This is a genomic window from Phreatobacter aquiterrae (genome assembly GCF_053471285.1).
In genome coordinates this window covers 85069-102715 of sequence record NZ_JBJPHW010000002.1, presented here as the reverse complement: position 1 = coordinate 102715, position 17647 = coordinate 85069, and the positions used below count along the sequence as shown (strand labels likewise).

Here is a 17647-nt window from a genome sequence, read left to right as displayed (position 1 = left end):
CGTCTTGTCCTTGGGGAAGAGGCCGTTTTTCTCTGGAACCGATATAATGGTCTTTCCGTTCCGGTGAAGCCCCGCCAGCGTCCGAAAGCGCATGGCTGACCTCGACACACTCCCCCTGCTATGGTCGCGTCGTGAATCGCGGCCTGAGTGGGCCGCAGCCGATACCCACGCCGGAGAGGCCGCCATGGCGACCATCACATCCATCTGTGTCTATTGCGGCTCCGGGTCGGGCCATGACGCCATCCACGTCAAGGCGGCCCGCGATCTCGGCGCTGCCATGGCCAGGGCCGGCATCCGCCTCGTCTATGGCGGCGGCGGCATTGGCCTGATGGGGACCCTCGCCAAGGCGGTCGTCGACAATGGCGGCAAGGTGCTGGGCATCATCCCGGATTTCCTCAAGCGCAAGGAAATGCCGCTGGATGCGGTCATCGACATCGTCACCGTGCCGGATATGCACACCCGAAAGATGCGCATGTTCACCGAGGCCGACGCCTTTGTCGCGCTTCCCGGCGGCATCGGCACGCTGGAGGAACTGATCGAGCAGCTCACCTGGGCGCAGCTCGGCCGCCACGCCAAGCCGGTCGCCATTGCCAATGTCGGTGGCTTCTGGGACCCGCTGCGCGTCCTGCTCGACCACATGAAGGACGAGGGCTTCATCCGTCCGGGGCTTGCGGTGAAATACGCCGTCATCGACGAGGTCCGCGACATCATCCCGACCCTGCAGGCGCAGGTGGCAGACCTGCCGCAGGAGGCGCTGTCTGCCGAACACGACACGGTGGTCATCGAGAAGATGTGAGGCGTTGAGGTCGATACCAAGATTTGGTACCATTGGCTTATGGCGCGAAACACCTCCATCAGTCTCGGCGATCATTTCACCTCCTTTGTCGACGAGCGGGTGGCGGAGGGGCGCTACAGTTCGGCCAGCGAGGTCGTGCGCGCCGGACTTCGGCTTCTGGAGGAGCATGAGGCGAAGGTCGCGGCCTTGCGCGCAGCCATCGACGAGGGCGACCGCAGTGGACCGGCGACACCCTTCGACTTCGACCGCTTCCTGGACCGAAAGGTGGCATCGCGCCCATGAGGCTGGCGCTGACCCCACGCGCAGCGCAGGATCTCGACGACATTTTCGACTATTCCGCGCAGATGTGGGGCATCGAGCGAGCGATCCTCTACGTGCGTGCGCTGCAGGCCGCCATGGAGCGCTTGCTGCTGTTTCCGGAGCTTGGTCGCTCGATCCACGAGGTCAGGCCGGGCGTCCGGCTCCTTCCCGCGGAATCCCATTTGATCATCTATCGGGTTCGCGCAGAGGCGATTGACGTGGTTCGCATCCTCCATCAGCGGATGGATGTCGAACGTCACATCTGACCCCTCACACCCCCGCGCCGTCCTTCACCAGCTTGTAGGTGATGGAATCCGTCAGCGCCTGGAAGCTGGCGTCGATGATGTTGGCCGACACCCCCACCGTGGTCCAGGTCTCGCCGGCGCCGTCGCGGCTCTCGATGAGGACGCGCGTCACGGCGCCGGTGCCGCCGTTGAGGATGCGGACGCGGAAGTCGACCAGTTCCAGGTCCTCGATGAAGCGCTGGTAGCGGCCGAGATCCTTGCGCAGGGCGGCATCAAGCGCATTGACCGGGCCGTTGCCCTCCGCCGCCGAGATCATCACTTCGTCGCCGACCTTCACCTTCACGGTCGCCTCCGAGAAGGTGACGAGGTCGCCCATGGCGTTGTAGCGGCGCTCGACATTCACCTTGAACCGCTCGACCGTGAAGAAGGCCGGCACCTCGCCCATGACGCGCTTGGCGAGCAGGAAGAAGGAGGCATCCGCGCCCTCATAGGCATAGCCGAGGCTTTCGCGCTCCTTCACCTCGTCGAGGATGCGGGCGACGCGCGGGTCGTCCTTCGCCACCGTCAGGCCGACACGCTCGAGCTCCGCGAGGACGTTGGACTTGCCCGCCTGCTCCGAGACGAGGACGTGGCGGCGGTTGCCCACAGTCTCCGGCGGCACGTGTTCATAGGTCTCCGGCTCCTTCAGCACGGCGGAGGCGTGGATGCCGGCCTTGGTGGCGAAGGCCGATGCGCCGACATAGGGCGCATGGCGGTTCGGCGGCCGGTTGATCAGTTCGTCGAGCTGCCGCGAGATCTTGGTGAGCTGGGTGAGCTTGTCGCGGGTCACGCCGATGGCGAAGCGGTCGGCATAGGCGGGCTTCAGCAGCAGCGTCGGGATCAGCGAGGTCAGGTTGGCGTTGCCGCAGCGCTCGCCGAGGCCGTTGAGCGTGCCCTGAACCTGCCGGCAGCCCGCCCGCACGGCGGCGAGGGAGTTCGCCACCGCCTGTTCGGTGTCGTTGTGGGCGTGGATGCCGAGACGGCTGCCCGGCACGACCGCCGTCACATCGCGCACGATGGCCTCGATCTCCTCCGGCAGCGTGCCGCCATTGGTGTCGCAGAGCACCACCCAGCGCGCGCCGGCTTCGTAAGCGGTGCGGGCGCAGGCCAGCGCATAGTCGCGGTTGGCCTTGAAGCCGTCGAAGAAGTGCTCGCAGTCGACCAGCACCTCGCGGCCGCGCGCTGTCGCCGCCTGAACGGAGTCCGTGATGCCCTCGAGGTTCTCCTCCAGCGTGCAGCCGAGGGCGACGCGGACATGGTAGTCCCAGGCCTTGGCGACGAAGCAGATGGCGTCGGCCTCGGCGTCGAGCAGGGCGGCAACGCCGGGGTCGTTGGCGGCCGAGCGGCCGGCGCGCTTGGTCATGCCGAAGGCGGTGAAGGTGGCGTTCAGCCGGCGCGGCGCGGCGAACAGGGCCGTGTCGGTCGGGTTGGCGCCGGGATAGCCGCCCTCGATGAAGTCGAGCCCGAGATCGTCGAGCAGGGCGGCGATCTTCAGCTTGTCCTCGAGGGTGAAGTCGACGCCGGTCGTCTGCGCGCCGTCGCGCAGCGTCGTGTCGAACAGGAAGAGCCGCTCGCGGGCGTCGGGTGTCATGGGATCGGTCATGGCGACTTAGATCAGGCCTTTCCAGCGCAGCACGACGAGCGTCAGCACGATCAGGAGCAGGAATTTCAGGCCGACCCAGAAGGCGATGCGCTTCAGGGCGCGCGCGGTGTCGGACGTCAGGGCGGACGGCTGCTCGCTCATGGCCCCGGCGCCCGTGCCGGCGGCCTGGCGGCCGTGTCGTGGTCCGGGTGCTGGAAGGAGACGACGGAGGCGTAGAAGCCGGCGACCTTCTCCTGTTCGTCCGGCGAGCGTGTCGGCAGTCCCGCGAGGTCGGAGAAGAAGGGCATGCGCGCCTCGAGACCCATCTGGATGACCGGAGGCAGGGCGGCCGGATCGTCGAAGGCGCCGAGCGCCAGCTCCACGCCGCCGGGATATTCATAGGTGAGCGGCGTGCCGCAATCGGCGCAGAAACCGCGGCGCACCACGTTGGAGCTCTGGAAGTGCTTCGGCGCGCTGCGGGTCCATGTCAGGCCGTGAGCGCTGGCGAGCGGCGCGAAATAGCTGCCGAAGGCCTTCTGGCACATGCGGCAATGGCAGAGCGAGGCGCGTCCGAGGCTCTCGCAGGCAAAGCGCACGGCGCCGCACTGGCAGCCGCCGGTGAGGGGGGCGGTCATCGGCCGGGGCTCCGGAACGAGGCCTGCAGTTGGGAAGTGCGTCCTTCGAGGCTCGCCCTCCGGGCTCGCACCTCAGGATGAGGAGGGCGGTGTGTGGCATGCGCCGCAAGGCCGCTTCGGCTCCGCACCCTGCTTTCCGGGCCGCGGGCGGGCCGGTTTCCGTGGTGCAGGCCACCTACGCCCCTCATCCTGAGGTGCGAGGCGTCAGCCGAGCCTCGAAGGACGCACTTGGGTCGTGCAGTGATCGCGCTCGCCGTCATCGCATCACCTCCCAGGTCGTTACCGGCTCGCCGGTGGCCGCATCCTTGCCGTCCTTGAGCTGGATGCCCATGGCAGCGAGTTCGTCACGGATGCGGTCGGATTCGGCGAAGTTCTTCGCCTTGCGGGCGGCGAGGCGGGCGGCGATGAGGTCGTCGACGCCCGACTGCTTCGGGCCGACATAGCGGATGGATATGGAGCCCGTCGGCGAAATTTGCGCCGTCGCATTCAACTCCTGTGCGGCCTTGCTCAGACTCCCGATGGCGACAGGATCGTTGTTTGCCGTCGCCGCCTGCAGACGAAACGCGATCGCACTGGCCTGATTCAATATGTCAGGCCCGGCGGAACCGAAGTCCCACAGCGAACGCGAGGCGCGGTGTGCTTCGAATGTGCTGTATTCAAAGAGTCCCAGAAAGCGAAGGTCGTGAGCCAGTTGTCTGCGACCCTCGTCATTTTTGCCCGAGAGCGAGTTCGATCGCGCCCGCAAGCGTGTGATCACTTCGGGAGTGTTAAGGTCATCGCTCAAGGCCGCGATAATATCCGTGCTGGGTATAGGCACACCATGCCAAGCCGCAGCAAATTGCTCTTGGCTGCTGAACTCAATCTCCGATAAGTCCTGAGAGAAGGCGGCCAAATCAGCTGATGCTTGGAGGAGCCGTTCGAGCGTCCAATCGATTGGCTGCGTATAATGTGCTGACATCATTGCCAATCTGGCCGCGCGGCCAGACCAAGGACGCCCGCGCCAGCCGTCGAGCAGCTCCTGGATCGTCACGAAATTCCCCAGGCTCTTGGACATCTTCTCGCCCTCAACCTGCAGGAAGCCGTTGTGCATCCACACGTTCGCCATCACGGAGTGCCCGAAGGCGCAGGTGGTCTGCGCCACCTCGTTCTCGTGGTGGGGGAAGACGAGGTCGATGCCGCCGCCATGGATGTCGAAGACCTCGCCGAGGTGGCGCCACGACATGGCGGAGCACTCGATGTGCCAGCCCGGCCGTCCCGGTTGAGCGATGCCGCACGGGCTCTCCCAGCCCGGCTCGTGCGCCTCGCGTGACGGCTTCCACAGCACGAAATCCATCTCCGAGCGCTTGTAGGGGGCAACGTCCACCCGCGCGCCGGCGATCATGTCGTCCAGCGGACGCTTCGACAGGCGGCCATAGGCCGGCATGGAGGGCACCGAGAAGAGCACGTGGTCTTCCGCCACATAGGCGTTGCCGGAGGCGACGAGCTTCTCGCAGAGCGCCTTCATCTCCTCGATATGGTCGGTCGCGCGCGGCTCCACGGTGGGGCGGAGGCAGCCGAGGGCGTCCACGGCCGCGTGGAAGCGGGCGGCGGTGCCCTCGGTCAGCTCACGGATGGTGACGCCGCGCTCATGGGCGCGTTTGTTGATCTTGTCGTCGAGGTCCGTGATGTTCCGCGCATAGGTGACGTGGGCCTCGCCATAGGTGTGGCGCAGCAGGCGGAACAGCAGATCGAAGACGATGACCGGCCGGGCGTTGCCGATATGGGCATCGTCATAGACGGTCGGGCCGCAGACATACATGCGGATGTTCTTGTCATCGATCGGACGGAACTCGTCCTTCGACCGCGTCAGCGTGTTGTAGAGCCTGATCGCCATAGCCGTCTCCGCACAGCATCGCCCGCCGCTGGCCGGGTGCGTGATCTTTTGCGCTTGGGGAGTATGGCAAAGAACGGCGACCGGCCAGCGAAAACGCTCAGCCGCAAATAATCCCGATGAGGATGATCGAACCGTTCATGCGACAGAGATAGCGCAGACGCGGGCCGGCGCGTCAAGCATCACCCTTCGACCGAGCAGGACACGCGGCCGGTGATGCGGCGGCTGCGGAACTCGCCGTTCACCGTCTCGCCGATGTTCAGCACGTAGCGGCCGCGCCAGGTCTCGGCGTCGGCATTGCCGCGCGCTTCCACCGTCAGGTCGATGGTGCCGTGCGGCTCGCCCTCGCGCTCGAAATGGACGTGCATCTTCAGGTCGCGCGCGTCGAACCAGCTCTGGGTCAGGTGATCCTTGGTGAAGGTGACCTTCCTGAAGTCCTCGGCGACATTGGCGGCACGCACCTCGAGTTCGCCCTCGAACTGGAAGAAGGCGCCGCCCGTCGAGCGGCCGATGGGGCTGCCGATGGTGAACTTCGCCGAGCGGTCCTCCGCCTCGCAGGAAATGCCGCCCGTGGCATGGGCGGGCGCGAGCGACAGGAAGGCGAGGGCGATGAGGGCGAGGATGCGGCGCGACATCGGGGGTCTCCGGGGTGGGGCGTTGCCCGGAGTTATGCGGCGGGCGTCTTTCCGCGTATCGACGCCCGGCGCGCGCCTACGGAAACGCAGGAAATGCGACGTTTCGGCCGTCACGAGATGAAGTCGCCGCAGCGCACCACCTCGGTCTGCTGGCCCCACGGCATGATCGGCACGGTGGAGGTGGAGTTCTGCGGCGAACCATCGATCAGCTTGTCGGAGTAGATCATGTAGACCAGCACGTTGCGGCGGGCGTCGCACCCGCGCACGATCTGCACCCGTTTGAAGAAGAACGAGCGGCCCTCGCGGAACACCACATCGCCCTGCGAGGAACGGCCGGTGATGCGGATCGGGCCGATCTGCCGGCAGGCGAGCGAGACCTCCGACAGTTGCTCGGCGAAGCCGAAGGCGCCGGCCCAGCCGCCCTTTTCCGGCACGGTGAAGTGGCAGGCGACACCCTCCACCTCCGGGTCGTCGATGCCGTAGGTAGCCAGCCTGTCGTTGGGCGATAGCAGGCGGAACACGGTGGAGCGGCGGAAGATCAGTTCCGGCGTCTGGGCAGCCGCCGGGATGATCGGCACGGCGACGAGGCAGGCGAGGGCGGCGGCGAGGATGCGGCGCATGGGCGGGCTCCGGTTGAAAGGTCGATTGGAATCCTACCGCCATCTCTTGGCAATGGGGTGTCGTTGACTGTCCATGCCAGGGAACGGCGACGGGCGCGCGTCGTTCCCCCGGCAGATGGCTCTCATCCGGGGACAAGTCCATGGAAACCAACGAACTTCATCGCGGCCGCCTGATCGATCACGTCCAGCTCATCGTCAGTGATCTCGCCGCCAGCCGCCGCTTCTACGACGCAATCCTCGCTGCGCTCGACATCCCACTCGGCGGCGAGGCGGAGGGCTATTTCTGGGTGGACGAGCTCTTCGTCTCCTCCGCCGACAGCAAGGCGGCGCAGGGGCACCTCACCGGCCGGCACCACCTGGCCTTCCAGGCCAAGGACCGCGCGGCGGTGGACGCCTTCCACAAGGCGGGCCTCGCCGCGGGGGCCAGGGACAACGGCGCGCCCGGCCTCCGCGCCTATCACCCCGGATACTATGCGGCCTTTCTCCTCGACCCCGACGGCAACAATATCGAGGCCGTCTATCACGGCGAGCACACCCGCAGCGCGCCGTCGGTGAAGGTGACGTTCTGAACCGGGGCTGAAATGGGCGCCCGTCGGTGGACAGACGGGGCGCGACCGGCGTTCCCCGCTTGTTCCGCGCCGTTCCCCCGCCTATCGAGGAAAGATGACCCCTTTCCCGATTCGCGAGGCCTGACCCCATGGGCGAACGCGTGACACCGCCTCCCGGCGGCGACGACGGCATCGAAACCATCAACCTGCGCGAGGCGCTGGAAGAGCGTTATCTCGCCTATGCCCTGTCCACCATCATGGGCCGGGCGCTTCCCGACGCCCGCGACGGCCTGAAGCCCGTCCACCGCCGCATCCTGCACGCCATGCGGCTCCTGAAGCTCGATCCGGGCACCGCCTTCAAGAAGTGCGCCCGCATCGTCGGCGACGTCATCGGCAAGTTCCACCCGCACGGCGACCAGTCGGTCTATGACGCGCTGGTGCGCCTCGCCCAGGATTTCTCCCAGCGCTATCCGCTGGTCGACGGACAGGGCAATTTCGGCAACATCGACGGCGATAACGCCGCCGCCTACCGCTACACCGAAGCGCGCATGACCGAGGTCGCGCGCCTCCTGCTCGACGGCATCGACGAGGACGCAGTCGACTTCCGCAAGACCTACAACGAGGAGGACGAGGAGCCCGTCGTCCTCCCCGGCGCCTTCCCCAACCTGCTCGCCAACGGATCGCAGGGCATCGCGGTCGGCATGGCGACCTCCATACCGCCGCATAACGCCGCCGAGATCTGCGACGCGGCGCTGCACATCATCGCCAACCCCGACTGCACGACGCGCGACCTCGTCGCCCATGTCCCGGGCCCCGATTTCCCGACCGGCGGCATCATCATCGAGGGCCGCGCGGCCATCGAGGAGGCCTACGAGACGGGGCGCGGCGCCTTCCGCACCCGCGCCCGCTGGCATCAGGAAGACACCGGGCGCGGCACCTATCTCGTCGTCGTCACCGAGATTCCCTACGGCGTCACCAAGGGCCGGCTGATCGAGAAGATCGCCGAACTCATCAACGAGAAGAAGCTGCCGCTGGTCGCCGACATGCGCGACGAGAGCGCCGAGGACATCCGCCTCGTCTTCGAGCCGAAGTCGCGCAATGTGGATTCGGCGCTCCTGATGGAGAGTCTGTTCAAGCTGACCGAGCTCGAGAGCCGCATCTCGCTCAACATGAACGTGCTCATGAAGGGCAAGGTGCCGAAGGTCGTCGGCCTGAAAGAGGTGCTGCGCGAGTGGCTCGACCACCGCCGCGAGGTGCTGATCCGCCGCTCGCAGCATCGCCTCGCCGCCATCGACAGGCGACTCGAGGTGCTGGCCGGCCTGCTCGTCGCCTATCTCAACATCGACGAGGTCATCCACATCATCCGCACCGCCGATGAGCCGAAGAAGGCGCTGGTCGCCCGCTTCGACCTCACCGAGGTGCAGGTGGAGGCCATCCTCAACATGCGCCTGCGGTCGCTGGCCAAGCTCGAGGAGATCGAGCTCCGCAACGAGCATGCGGAACTGACGAAGGAGAAGGAGGGCATCGAGAAGCTGCTGGGGTCTGAGGCGCTGCAGTGGAAGACGGTCTCGTGGGAGATCGGCAATGTCCGCAAGCAGTTCTCCAAGGAGACCCCGCTCGGCAAGCGCCGCACCACCTTCGGCGAGGCCAGCGAGGTCGATGTCGACGCCTTCGCAGAGGCGCTCGTGGAGCGCGAGCCGATCACCGTGGTCGTCTCCGAGAAGGGCTGGATCCGCGCCCTCAAGGGCCATGTGCAGGATCTCGCGACCCTGACCTTCAAGACCGACGACCGGCTGAAGCTTTCCTTCTTCGCCGAGACGACGTCGAAACTCCTCGTCTTCGCCACCAACGGCAAGGTCTTCACGCTGGAGGGCGCCAAGCTCCCCGGCGGGCGCGGCGCGGGCGAGCCGATGCGCCTGATGTTCGACCTCGAGCAGGAGCACGACATCGTCGAGGTCACGCCCTATCGCGGCGGCCGCAAGGCGCTCATCGCCTCCCGCGAGGGCCGCGGCTTCGTCGTCGCCGAAGACGAGCTCATCGCCAACACCCGCAAGGGCAAGGGCGTCATGGGCGTCGACACGCCGGACGAACTCGCCGCCGTGCGCTTCGTCGAGGGCGACCACGTCGCCATCGTCGGCCTCAACCGCAAGCTGCTCGTCTTCCCGCTGAATCAGGTGCCGGAAATGGCGCGCGGCAAGGGCGTCCGCCTGCAGAAATACAAGGAGGGCGGCATGGTGGACCTGAAGACCTTCACGATCGCCGACGGCCTTACCTGGAAGGATTCCTCTGACCGCACCTGGACGGTGTCGCAAGCGGACCTGTTCGAGTGGATCGGCAACCGGGCCGATGCCGGCAAGCTGCCGCCGAAGGGCTTCCCCAAGACCAACAGGTTCGGCTAGACAGGGCGTGGGACAGGACGACGCCCGAGCCCGGGCGAGACAATGGACATGCGATGGCTCGCCAGCGCCGCCCCCTCCGCCTGCCGCCGCCCTTTCTGAAGCGCGTCAGTCTTGTTCCCGAGCGGGTCACGGACTGGGACGCCTATCCGTTCTGCATCCCGTTGTTCCGGGACCGCAGCTTCGAATTCGCTTTCGAGAAGCCGATCACCATCATTGTTGGGGAGAACGGCACGGGAAAATCGACTCTGCTTGAGGCCTTTGCGGCACTCGCCAACTTCGATGAGGCGGGCGGCGGCAGCGGCTACCGGCTGGTCGACCATTCGAACGCCATTGACATCAGCGGTACGGTGCTTGCGCCAGCGCTCCGGGCCTCATGGCTGCCGCGCATGACCAGCGGCTGGTTCTTCAAGGCAGAGACGTTCTTCTCCGTAGCGAGGGGCCTTGACGAAGCAGCCGCGGGGAACGGTCCACCCCCCGACTTTCTGTCCCATTCCCATGGCGAGGGCTTCCTGCGTTTCTTCGAGGAGCGCTGCCGGCGTCAGGGCATCTACATCTTCGACGAGCCCGAAAGCGCTCTCTCGCCCTCCCGGCAGGTCGAGTTCATGAAGCTGATGCGCCGGATGGAGGACTCGAACCTGTGCCAGGTGGTGATCGCCACCCACTCGCCGATGCTGATGGCCTATCCCGGTGCCCAAGTGCTGGAGATCACCAAATACGGGGTTGAGCCGACCGCGCTCGAACTGATCCCGCACTATCGTCTCATGCGCGAGTTCTTCGCCGCCCCCGCGGCCTTCCTCGACGCCTTCCTCGACTGAGCCTACCGCTGCTGCTGGATAAATCTCCGCTGGGGCTTTCGGAACTCCGTCGGGTCCGGTTGAATGCCGAAGTGGGTGACCGCAGAGAGCGGACCCTGGGGGAATGGTCATGATCTCGTTGAAATCGGTTTCGGCGGCAGCCATCGCGTTGATCGTTGGCGCGGGCGCCGCCCTCGCCCAGACGCCGGCCGGCGCCACGCTCGCCCGCGTCAAGGAGCGCGGCCACATCCTCTGCGGCGCCAGCCAGGGCGTTCCGGGCTTTTCCCAGCCGAATGATGCCGGCGTCTGGCGCGGCTTCGACACCGACTTCTGCCGGGCGCTGGCGGCGGCGATCTTCGACGACCCCGACAAGGCGCGCTACCTGCCGCTGGCCTCGAAGGACCGGCTGATCTCGCTGCAGGCCGGCAATATCGACGTGCTGTCGCGCACCACGACGTGGTCTATCGGCCGCGAACTCGGCCAGGGCCTCGCCTTCACCGCGATCAACTACTACGACGGCCAGGGCTTCATGGTGCGCAAGGCGGCCAACCTGAAGTCCGTCCGCGACCTCAGCGGCGCCACCATCTGCGTGTCGCAGGGCACGACCAACGAGCTGAACCTCGCCGACTATTTCCGCACCAACAACCTGACCTACCAGGTCGTCACCTTCGGCAGCCTCGACGAGGTGGCCAAGGCCTATGACACCGGGCGCTGCGACGCCTACACCACCGACATGTCGCAGCTTGCCACCAACCGCCTGCTACTGACGAAGCCCGACGACCACATGGTCCTCCCCGAGGTCATCTCCAAGGAGCCGCTCGGCCCCTGGGTGCGCAAGGGCGACGGCCAGTGGTTCGACATCGTCCGCTGGACCCTGTTCGCGCTCATCTCGGCCGAGGAACTTGGCGTCACCCAGGCCAACGTCATGGAGATGACGAAGAGCAGCAATCCTGAGATCAAGCGCCTGCTCGGTGTCGACGGGGCCTTTGGCGAGCAGCTCGGCCTCACCCGCGACTGGGTGGTGCGCATCATCCGCCACATCGGCAACTACGGCGAGAGCTTCGACCGCAACCTCGGCGCCGGCAGTCGTGTCGGCCTGCCGCGCGGGCCGAACCAGCTCTGGACCCGCGGCGGCCTGCAATATTCGCCGCCGTTCCGGTGAGGTGTCGGCGGGTCAGGGGGCTTCAACCCTGACCCAGCCCTCGGGCGCAAGCCGTTCCTGCGGCAGGAAGCGCGCCTTGTAGTCCATCTTGCGCGAGCCCTCGACCCAGTAGCCGAGATAGACGTAGGGCAGGCCCATGGTCTTCGCCCGCGCGATGTGATCGAGGATCACCAGCGTGCCCAGCGAGCGGTCCGCATGATCGGGCTCATAGAAGGAATAGACCAGAGACAGCCCGTCGGCGAGGATGTCGGTGAGGACGCAGGCGAGGATGTCGCCCTTGCTGCGTCCGTTGATGCCCGTGTCCGCGTCGCGCCTGCGGTATTCCACGACGCGCGTCTTCACATGGCTGTCCTCGACCATCATCGCGTAGTCGAGCACGGTCATGTCGGCCATGCCGCCGTTGCGGTGGCGGGCGTCGAGATAGGCGCGGAAGGTCGAATACTGCTCGGAGGTCGGGATCGCCGGGCGCATCTCGCCGACGAGATCGGCATTCCGCAGCATCACCTTCCGGAACGAGCGGCCGGGGCGGAAATCGGCGACCGGCACCCGCACCGAGACGCAGGCCCGGCAGGTCTCGCAGGCCGGCCGGTAGGCGATCGACTGCGACCGCCGGAAACCGCCCTGGGTGAGGATGTCGTTGAGCTGCGGCGCCTTGGGGCCGACGAGATGGGTGAAGACCTTTCGTTCGGACTGACCCGGCAGATAGGGGCACGGCGTCGGCGCCGTGAGGTAGAACTGGGGAGTGTCGCGCGGCTGCTGCGTCAAGGTCGGGTCCGGGGCGATTCGCGGCTGCGGGCGAGCCCGGCCACCACCAAGATAGTCCCGCTGCCGCCCCCGTCAAAGGCGCAGCCGCCGCGTATTCAGCCGAGCTGGCCGCCGCCGGTCTCGATCCGCACCGCCGGCAGGCCCTCGGCCTCCAGCGCGGCGAGGATCTCGTGCAGATGAGAACCGTCCCGCACTTCCAGCGTCACGTCCAGCTTGGTGCCCTTGGCCGGCGTGTCGAGGAAAAGTCTCCGATGCTCGACCTGCAGGATGTTGGCGCCGAGCCGGCCGATGAGGGTTGCGATGAGGCCGAGCACGCCGGGCCGGTCCGGGATGGCAATGCGCACCGAGACGATGCGGCTCTCGCGTTCCAGTTCGCGCACCATGATGGAGGCGAGGATGCGCGGGTCGATGTTGCCGCCGCACAGGATGAGCCCGACCTTGCGGCCGCGGAAGCGCTCCGGCTCGGCGAGCATGGCGGCAAGGCCCGCCGCCCCGGCGCCCTCGGCGATGGTCTTCAGCCGGGTGAGATAGAGGTTCACGGCCCTTTCGAGATCGCTCTCGCTCGCGAGCACAATGTCGGCGACGTGTTCGCGCACGACGGGAAGGGTCGCCCGTCCGACGATCTTGACCGCGATGCCCTCGGCCAGCGTCGGCCCGCCGACGGGCCGGTTCCCGCCGTGGAACGCGTTCCACATGGACGGATAGAGCGCGGCCTCGACGCCGACGATCTCGATCGACGGCCGGATCACCTTCGCCGCCACCGCATTGCCGCCGATCAGCCCGCCGCCGCCGATGGGGATGACGAGCATGTCGAGGTCGGGCACCTCCTCCAGCATCTCGCAGGCGACGGTGCCCTGTCCCGCCATGACGGCGAGGTCGTCGTAGGGATGAACCCAGACGCGGTTCTCCTCGCCGTGGATCATTTCTGCGCGGGCCTGCGCCTCGGACAGCGTCTCGCCGTCGAGCACCACCGTGGCACCGTAGGAGCGCGTCGCCGCCACCTTCACGAAGGGCGTCGTCTCCGGCATGACGATGGTGGCGGGAATGCCGAGGCGGCTCGCATGCAGCGCAACGGCCTGGGCATGGTTGCCGGCCGACATGGCGATGACGCCGCGCCGGCGCTCCTCGTCGGTGAGGGTGGACAGCTTCACCAGCGCTCCGCGCTCCTTGAAGGAGTTCGTGACCTGCATGTTCTCGTATTTGACGAAGACCTCGGCGCCGGTGATCGCCGACAGGGGTGGCGCCGGCAGCATGGGCGTCCGCATGACCTGCCCGGCGATGGTGGCGCGGGCCGCCATGATGGCGGAATAGGTCAGGCTCACGGCGCTCTCCGGGGGTGGTTGGCGGTGTCCCTGTCTTAGCCCGAGCGCGCCGTTTCCGCGAGGCCCGAGCGGCCGCGCGCCTCCGATCGCGGCGGCACGGGGCTCTGTCCGAGCCACCAGCGCTTGAGGATGACGAAGCGGATGCCGGGGAAGGGGCCTCGCTCGGTGACGAGGTCGGCGAGCTCGGGACGGCCGCGCGCATCGCGACCGTCGAAATGGCAGATCGCGTAGTGGACGGTGCGCGCCCGCCCGGGCCGCTCCGCCAGATAGTCGATCCGCACAGCCTTTCGGTCGTCGCCGACGGGATCGTGGCGGGTCTCGCGGATGGCGGTGAGCGGATCGTGCAGGGCGGGCAGCACCTCCCGGCAGAGGGCGAGCTGGTCCGGAGCGACGACGGGCGTGCAGCCGGCGAGTGTCAATCCCGCCGCCACGGCAGCCATGCCGGCGATCCTCACGCCGAGGCGCTGAGGAGGCCTGCGACGCGCGGCGCGAAATAGGTGAGGATGCCGTCGCAGCCGGCCCGCTTGAACGCGATCAGGCTCTCCAGCATGGCGCGCTCGCCGTCGATGGCGCCGGCACGCGCCGCCATCTCGATCATCGCGTACTCGCCGGACACCTGGTAGGCGAAGGTCGGCACGCCGAACGTGTCCTTCACTCGCCGGCAGATGTCGAGATAGGGCATGCCGGGCTTCACCATGACCATGTCGGCGCCTTCGGCGATATCGATCTCGACCTCGCGCAGCGCCTCGTCGGAATTGGCCGGGTCCATCTGGTAGGTACGCTTGTCGCCGACCAGCGTCGTCTTGGTGCCGATGGCGTCGCGGAACGGGCCGTAGAAGGCCGAGGCGTATTTCGCCGCATAGCTCATGATCTGGACGTCGACGAAGCCCTGTGCGTCGAGCGCGGCGCGGATGGCGCCGATGCGCCCGTCCATCATGTCGGATGGGGCGATGCAGTCGGCGCCAGCCTCGGCAAGCGCCAGCGCCTGCCGGCAGAGGATGGCGACGGTCTCGTCGTTGAGGATGCGTCCCTCGTCGGTCAGCACGCCGTCATGGCCGTGCGAGGTATAGGGGTCGAGCGCCGCATCGGTGATGAGCCCGATCTCCGGCACTGCGGCCTTGATGGCGCGCACGGCGCGGCACATCAGGTTGCGGTGGTTCTCCGCCTCCGAGCCGACGGGATCGCGCAGGGCCGGGTCGACATAGGGGAAGGGGGCGAGCGCCGGAATGCCGAGACGCGCGGCTTTTTCCGCCTCGCGCACCGCCTCGTCGATGGAGATGCGGTCGATCCCGGGCATGGTGGCGACGGGCGTGCGCGCCTCGTGGGCGTCGACGAGAAAGATCGGCCAGATCAGGTCGTTGGTGGTCAGAACGGTCTCGCGCACCAGACGGCGCGACCAGTCCGCCTTGCGGTTCCGGCGCATGCGCGTCGCCATATCCAGCTTCGATGACGTCCCCGAGGCCGTCTCGGTGGCGGGCTTGTGGAAAGCACGAAGGGTCATGACCGGTCTCCGCGGCTGCTGCGGCCGCTGAACATGACAGAGGCAATACCACTCTGGAATCGTTCGGAACAGTGCTGCGGCGGGAGGATTTGATCCAGATCGGTCCTCCCCCACGCGGCCGAATTGACCAGGTGCCCTGAAGCCCCCTAAGCGAATGGAGCGGTTTTTCCCCGGGATTGCCTGCCGATGGATTTCGCCCTTTCCGAAGACCAGGAAGCCTTCCGTCAGGTGGCGCGCGACTTCGCGGCGGCCGAGATGGAGCCTTTCGCGCGCGACTGGGACGCCGGCTCCGTCTTTCCCGAGGAGACCTTGCGCAAGGCCGCCGCGCTCGGTTTCGGCGGCATCTATGTCCGTGAAGACGTCGGCGGCTCCGGCCTCACCCGCCTTGACGCCGCGGTGATCTTCGAGGAGCTGGCGCAAGGCTGCGTCTCCACCACGGCCTATATCTCGATCCACAACATGGCCGCCTGGATGATCGACGCCTATGGCCACGCGGACCTCCGGCGCCGCTACGTGCCCGATCTCTGCGCCATGAAGACCTTCGCCAGCTACTGCCTGACCGAGGCGGGAGCGGGGTCGGATGCCGCCTCCTTGCGCACCCGTGCGGTCAGGGACGGCAACTCCTGGGTCATCAACGGCGCCAAGGCCTTCATATCGGGCGGCGGGCGGTCCGACGTCTATGTCGTTATGGCCCGCACCGGCGGGGAGGGCGCGCGCGGCATCTCCTGCTTCGTCGTCGACAAGGACACGCCCGGCCTCTCCTTCGGCGCGCAGGAGAAGAAGCTCGGCTGGAAAAGCCAGCCGACCGCCGCGGTCGACTTCGACGATGTCCGCGTGCCCGCCGAGAACATGGTGGGGGAGGAGGGCCAGGGCTTCCGCATCGCCATGGCCGGGCTTGACGGCGGTCGCCTCAACATCGCGGCCTGCTCGCTCGGCGGCGCGCAGTTCTGCCTCGACCGCACCATCGCCTACATGGGCGACCGCAAGCAGTTCGGGCAGGCGATCAAGAGCTTCCAGGCGCTGCGCTTCCGCATCGCGGACTATGCGACCGAACTGGAGGCCGCGCGCCTGATGGTGCGCCGCGCCGCGGTGGCGGTCGGCGAGAAGGACCCGCGCGCCACGACGCTCGCCGCCATGGCCAAGCGCTTCGCCACAGACGTCGGCTTCGAGGTCGTCAACGGCTGCCTGCAGCTGCACGGCGGCTACGGCTATCTTAACGACCACCCCATCGAGCGCGTCCTGCGCGACGTGCGCGTCCACCAGATCCTCGAAGGCACCAACGAGATCATGCGCGTCATTGTCTCGCGTGACCTGCTCGGCGCGTGATACAGGCAGGTCATGAGCGACATTCCCATCCCGGCCGCCTCCGAGCCTGAGGTCCTGATCGAGCGGCGCGGCTCCGCCGGCCTTCTGACGCTCAATCGCCCCAAGGCGCTGAACGCCCTGACGCTGACCATGGTGCGGGATATGCGGCGGGCGCTCGACGCCTGGGCCGGCGATCCGGCGGTCACCCGCGTCGTGGTGGTGGGGGCCGGCGGCCGCGCCTTCTGCGCCGGCGGCGATATCCGCGTACTGCATGATCTCGGCAGGGCCGGCCGCCATGACGAGGCGCTGCAGTTCTGGCGCGAGGAATACGAGCTCAACGTTCTCATCAAGCGCTACCCGAAGCCCTATGTCTCGCTCGTCGACGGCATCGTCATGGGCGGCGGGGTCGGCATCTCCATCAACGGCAGCCATGTCGTTGCCGGCGAGAAGTTCGTCTTCGCGATGCCGGAGGTAGGCATCGGCTTCTTCCCCGACGTCGGCGGCACCTATTTCCTGCCGCGGATCCCCGGCGAGATCGGCGCCTATTTCGCCCTGACCGGCGAGCGCATGAAACAGGGCGACGCGCTGTCGACCGGCCTTGCCACCCACGCGATGGCGTCCGATCGCTTCGCCGAGGTGCTCGACGCGCTCTGCGGTCGGGACACCGTCGACCAGGTTCTCGAAGGCTTTGCCGACGTTGCGACCCTGCCGGCCAGCGTGACGGCCCGCCGTGCGGCCATCGATGCGTGCTTTCGCTTCGACACGGTGGAACAGATCATGGAGGCGCTGGCCGCCGCCGAGACAACAGGCGACGAATGGTGCGGCCAGACCCTGCGCACCATGCTGACCAAGTCGTCGATCTCGATGAAGATCGCGCTCGCGCAGGTGCGCGCGGGCAGGGCGATGGATTTCGAGGACGCGATGAGGACCGAGTTCCGCATCGTCTCGCGCATCTGCCGCGGCCACGACTTCTACGAAGGCGTCCGCGCCGTCATCATCGACAAGGACAATGCGCCACGCTGGTCGCCGGCAAGCCTCGCCGAGGTGACCCCCGCCATGATCGAGGCCCATTTCGCGCCGCTCGACGCCGGCGAACTGGTGCCGCCCGTCCTGGTGCGATCGTGAGTCG

General features: G+C 67.2%; 19 protein-coding genes. 9 read left to right on the top strand and 10 right to left on the bottom strand.

Annotated features, from left to right (window positions below; all coding sequences use genetic code 11):
• Positions 1-184: 184 nt before the first annotated feature.
• The 3 genes from ACJ4V0_RS02975 to ACJ4V0_RS02965 are packed head-to-tail and all read left to right on the top strand — an operon-like array spanning position 185 to position 1362.
• Positions 185-796: an LOG family protein gene (locus ACJ4V0_RS02975; protein ID WP_448298068.1), complete on the top strand. Its 612-nt coding sequence runs from the start codon at positions 185-187 to the stop codon at positions 794-796.
• A 39-nt stretch (positions 797-835) separates the two neighbouring features.
• On the top strand, positions 836-1078 hold the full coding sequence (locus tag ACJ4V0_RS02970; RefSeq protein WP_448298067.1) for a type II toxin-antitoxin system ParD family antitoxin: 243 nt from the start codon (positions 836-838) through the stop codon (positions 1076-1078).
• Positions 1075-1362 carry a type II toxin-antitoxin system RelE/ParE family toxin gene (locus ACJ4V0_RS02965; RefSeq protein WP_448298066.1) on the top strand — a complete coding sequence of 96 codons (288 nt, stop codon included), beginning with the start codon at positions 1075-1077 and terminating at the stop codon, positions 1360-1362. The genes ACJ4V0_RS02970 and ACJ4V0_RS02965 overlap by 4 nt, the downstream gene beginning before the upstream one ends.
• A gap of 4 nt (positions 1363-1366) precedes the next feature.
• Here ACJ4V0_RS02965 and cimA read toward each other — a convergent pair whose 3' ends face one another.
• The 6 genes from cimA to ACJ4V0_RS02935 all read right to left on the bottom strand — a co-directional run bounded on the left by cimA (position 1367) and on the right by ACJ4V0_RS02935 (position 6722).
• Positions 1367-2983 (bottom strand): citramalate synthase, encoded by a 1617-nt coding sequence (gene cimA, locus ACJ4V0_RS02960; RefSeq protein WP_448298065.1) that lies wholly within the window; start codon positions 2981-2983, stop codon positions 1367-1369.
• Between the two features lie 6 nt (positions 2984-2989).
• Positions 2990-3124, bottom strand: a complete 135-nt coding sequence (locus ACJ4V0_RS02955) for a hypothetical protein (RefSeq protein ID WP_448298064.1) — start codon at positions 3122-3124, stop codon at positions 2990-2992.
• Positions 3121-3597 carry a GFA family protein gene (locus ACJ4V0_RS02950; protein WP_448298063.1) on the bottom strand — a complete coding sequence of 159 codons (477 nt, stop codon included), beginning with the start codon at positions 3595-3597 and terminating at the stop codon, positions 3121-3123. The genes ACJ4V0_RS02955 and ACJ4V0_RS02950 overlap by 4 nt, the downstream gene beginning before the upstream one ends.
• 256 nt (positions 3598-3853) lie before the next feature.
• Complete coding sequence (cysS, locus tag ACJ4V0_RS02945; protein ID WP_448298062.1) at positions 3854-5470, bottom strand: cysteine--tRNA ligase; 1617 nt, start codon at positions 5468-5470, stop codon at positions 3854-3856.
• Positions 5471-5649: 179 nt separating this feature from the next.
• Positions 5650-6102: a hypothetical protein gene (locus ACJ4V0_RS02940; protein WP_448298061.1), complete on the bottom strand. Its 453-nt coding sequence runs from the start codon at positions 6100-6102 to the stop codon at positions 5650-5652.
• A gap of 110 nt (positions 6103-6212) precedes the next feature.
• Complete coding sequence (locus tag ACJ4V0_RS02935) at positions 6213-6722, bottom strand: CreA family protein (protein WP_448298060.1); 510 nt, start codon at positions 6720-6722, stop codon at positions 6213-6215.
• 140 nt (positions 6723-6862) lie between these two features.
• Here ACJ4V0_RS02935 and ACJ4V0_RS02930 point away from each other — a divergent pair, with 140 nt between their 5' ends.
• The 4 genes from ACJ4V0_RS02930 (at position 6863) to ACJ4V0_RS02915 (ending at position 11625) form a co-directional block, all read left to right on the top strand.
• Positions 6863-7291 carry a VOC family protein gene (locus tag ACJ4V0_RS02930; protein ID WP_448298059.1) on the top strand — a complete coding sequence of 143 codons (429 nt, stop codon included), beginning with the start codon at positions 6863-6865 and terminating at the stop codon, positions 7289-7291.
• 128 nt (positions 7292-7419) lie between these two features.
• Positions 7420-9669, top strand: a complete 2250-nt coding sequence (gene parC, locus ACJ4V0_RS02925) for a DNA topoisomerase IV subunit A (protein ID WP_448298058.1) — start codon at positions 7420-7422, stop codon at positions 9667-9669.
• A gap of 53 nt (positions 9670-9722) precedes the next feature.
• Entirely contained in the window at positions 9723-10484 is a 762-nt protein-coding gene (locus ACJ4V0_RS02920) for an AAA family ATPase (RefSeq protein ID WP_448298057.1), read from the top strand.
• A gap of 103 nt (positions 10485-10587) precedes the next feature.
• The gene (locus ACJ4V0_RS02915) at positions 10588-11625 is read left to right on the top strand and encodes an amino acid ABC transporter substrate-binding protein (protein ID WP_448298056.1); all 1038 of its coding nucleotides are present in this window, start codon (positions 10588-10590) and stop codon (positions 11623-11625) included.
• 12 nt (positions 11626-11637) lie between these two features.
• Here the strand turns inward: ACJ4V0_RS02915 and ACJ4V0_RS02910 are convergent, their stop codons facing one another.
• From ACJ4V0_RS02910 to hemB, 4 genes are all read right to left on the bottom strand, one after another.
• Positions 11638-12390 (bottom strand): arginyltransferase, encoded by a 753-nt coding sequence (locus tag ACJ4V0_RS02910; protein WP_448298055.1) that lies wholly within the window; start codon positions 12388-12390, stop codon positions 11638-11640.
• A gap of 95 nt (positions 12391-12485) precedes the next feature.
• Positions 12486-13712, bottom strand: a complete 1227-nt coding sequence (locus ACJ4V0_RS02905) for a threonine ammonia-lyase (protein WP_448298054.1) — start codon at positions 13710-13712, stop codon at positions 12486-12488.
• A gap of 35 nt (positions 13713-13747) precedes the next feature.
• Positions 13748-14152 (bottom strand): hypothetical protein, encoded by a 405-nt coding sequence (locus ACJ4V0_RS02900; protein ID WP_448298053.1) that lies wholly within the window; start codon positions 14150-14152, stop codon positions 13748-13750.
• An 11-nt stretch (positions 14153-14163) separates the two neighbouring features.
• Entirely contained in the window at positions 14164-15213 is a 1050-nt protein-coding gene (gene hemB / locus ACJ4V0_RS02895) for a porphobilinogen synthase (RefSeq protein WP_448298052.1), read from the bottom strand.
• A gap of 186 nt (positions 15214-15399) precedes the next feature.
• Between hemB and ACJ4V0_RS02890 the strand changes: the two genes are divergently transcribed.
• On the top strand, positions 15400-16539 hold the full coding sequence (locus tag ACJ4V0_RS02890; RefSeq protein WP_448298051.1) for an acyl-CoA dehydrogenase family protein: 1140 nt from the start codon (positions 15400-15402) through the stop codon (positions 16537-16539).
• A gap of 12 nt (positions 16540-16551) precedes the next feature.
• Positions 16552-17643: an enoyl-CoA hydratase/isomerase family protein gene (locus ACJ4V0_RS02885; RefSeq protein WP_448298050.1), complete on the top strand. Its 1092-nt coding sequence runs from the start codon at positions 16552-16554 to the stop codon at positions 17641-17643.
• The last annotated feature ends 4 nt before the right edge of the window (positions 17644-17647 follow it).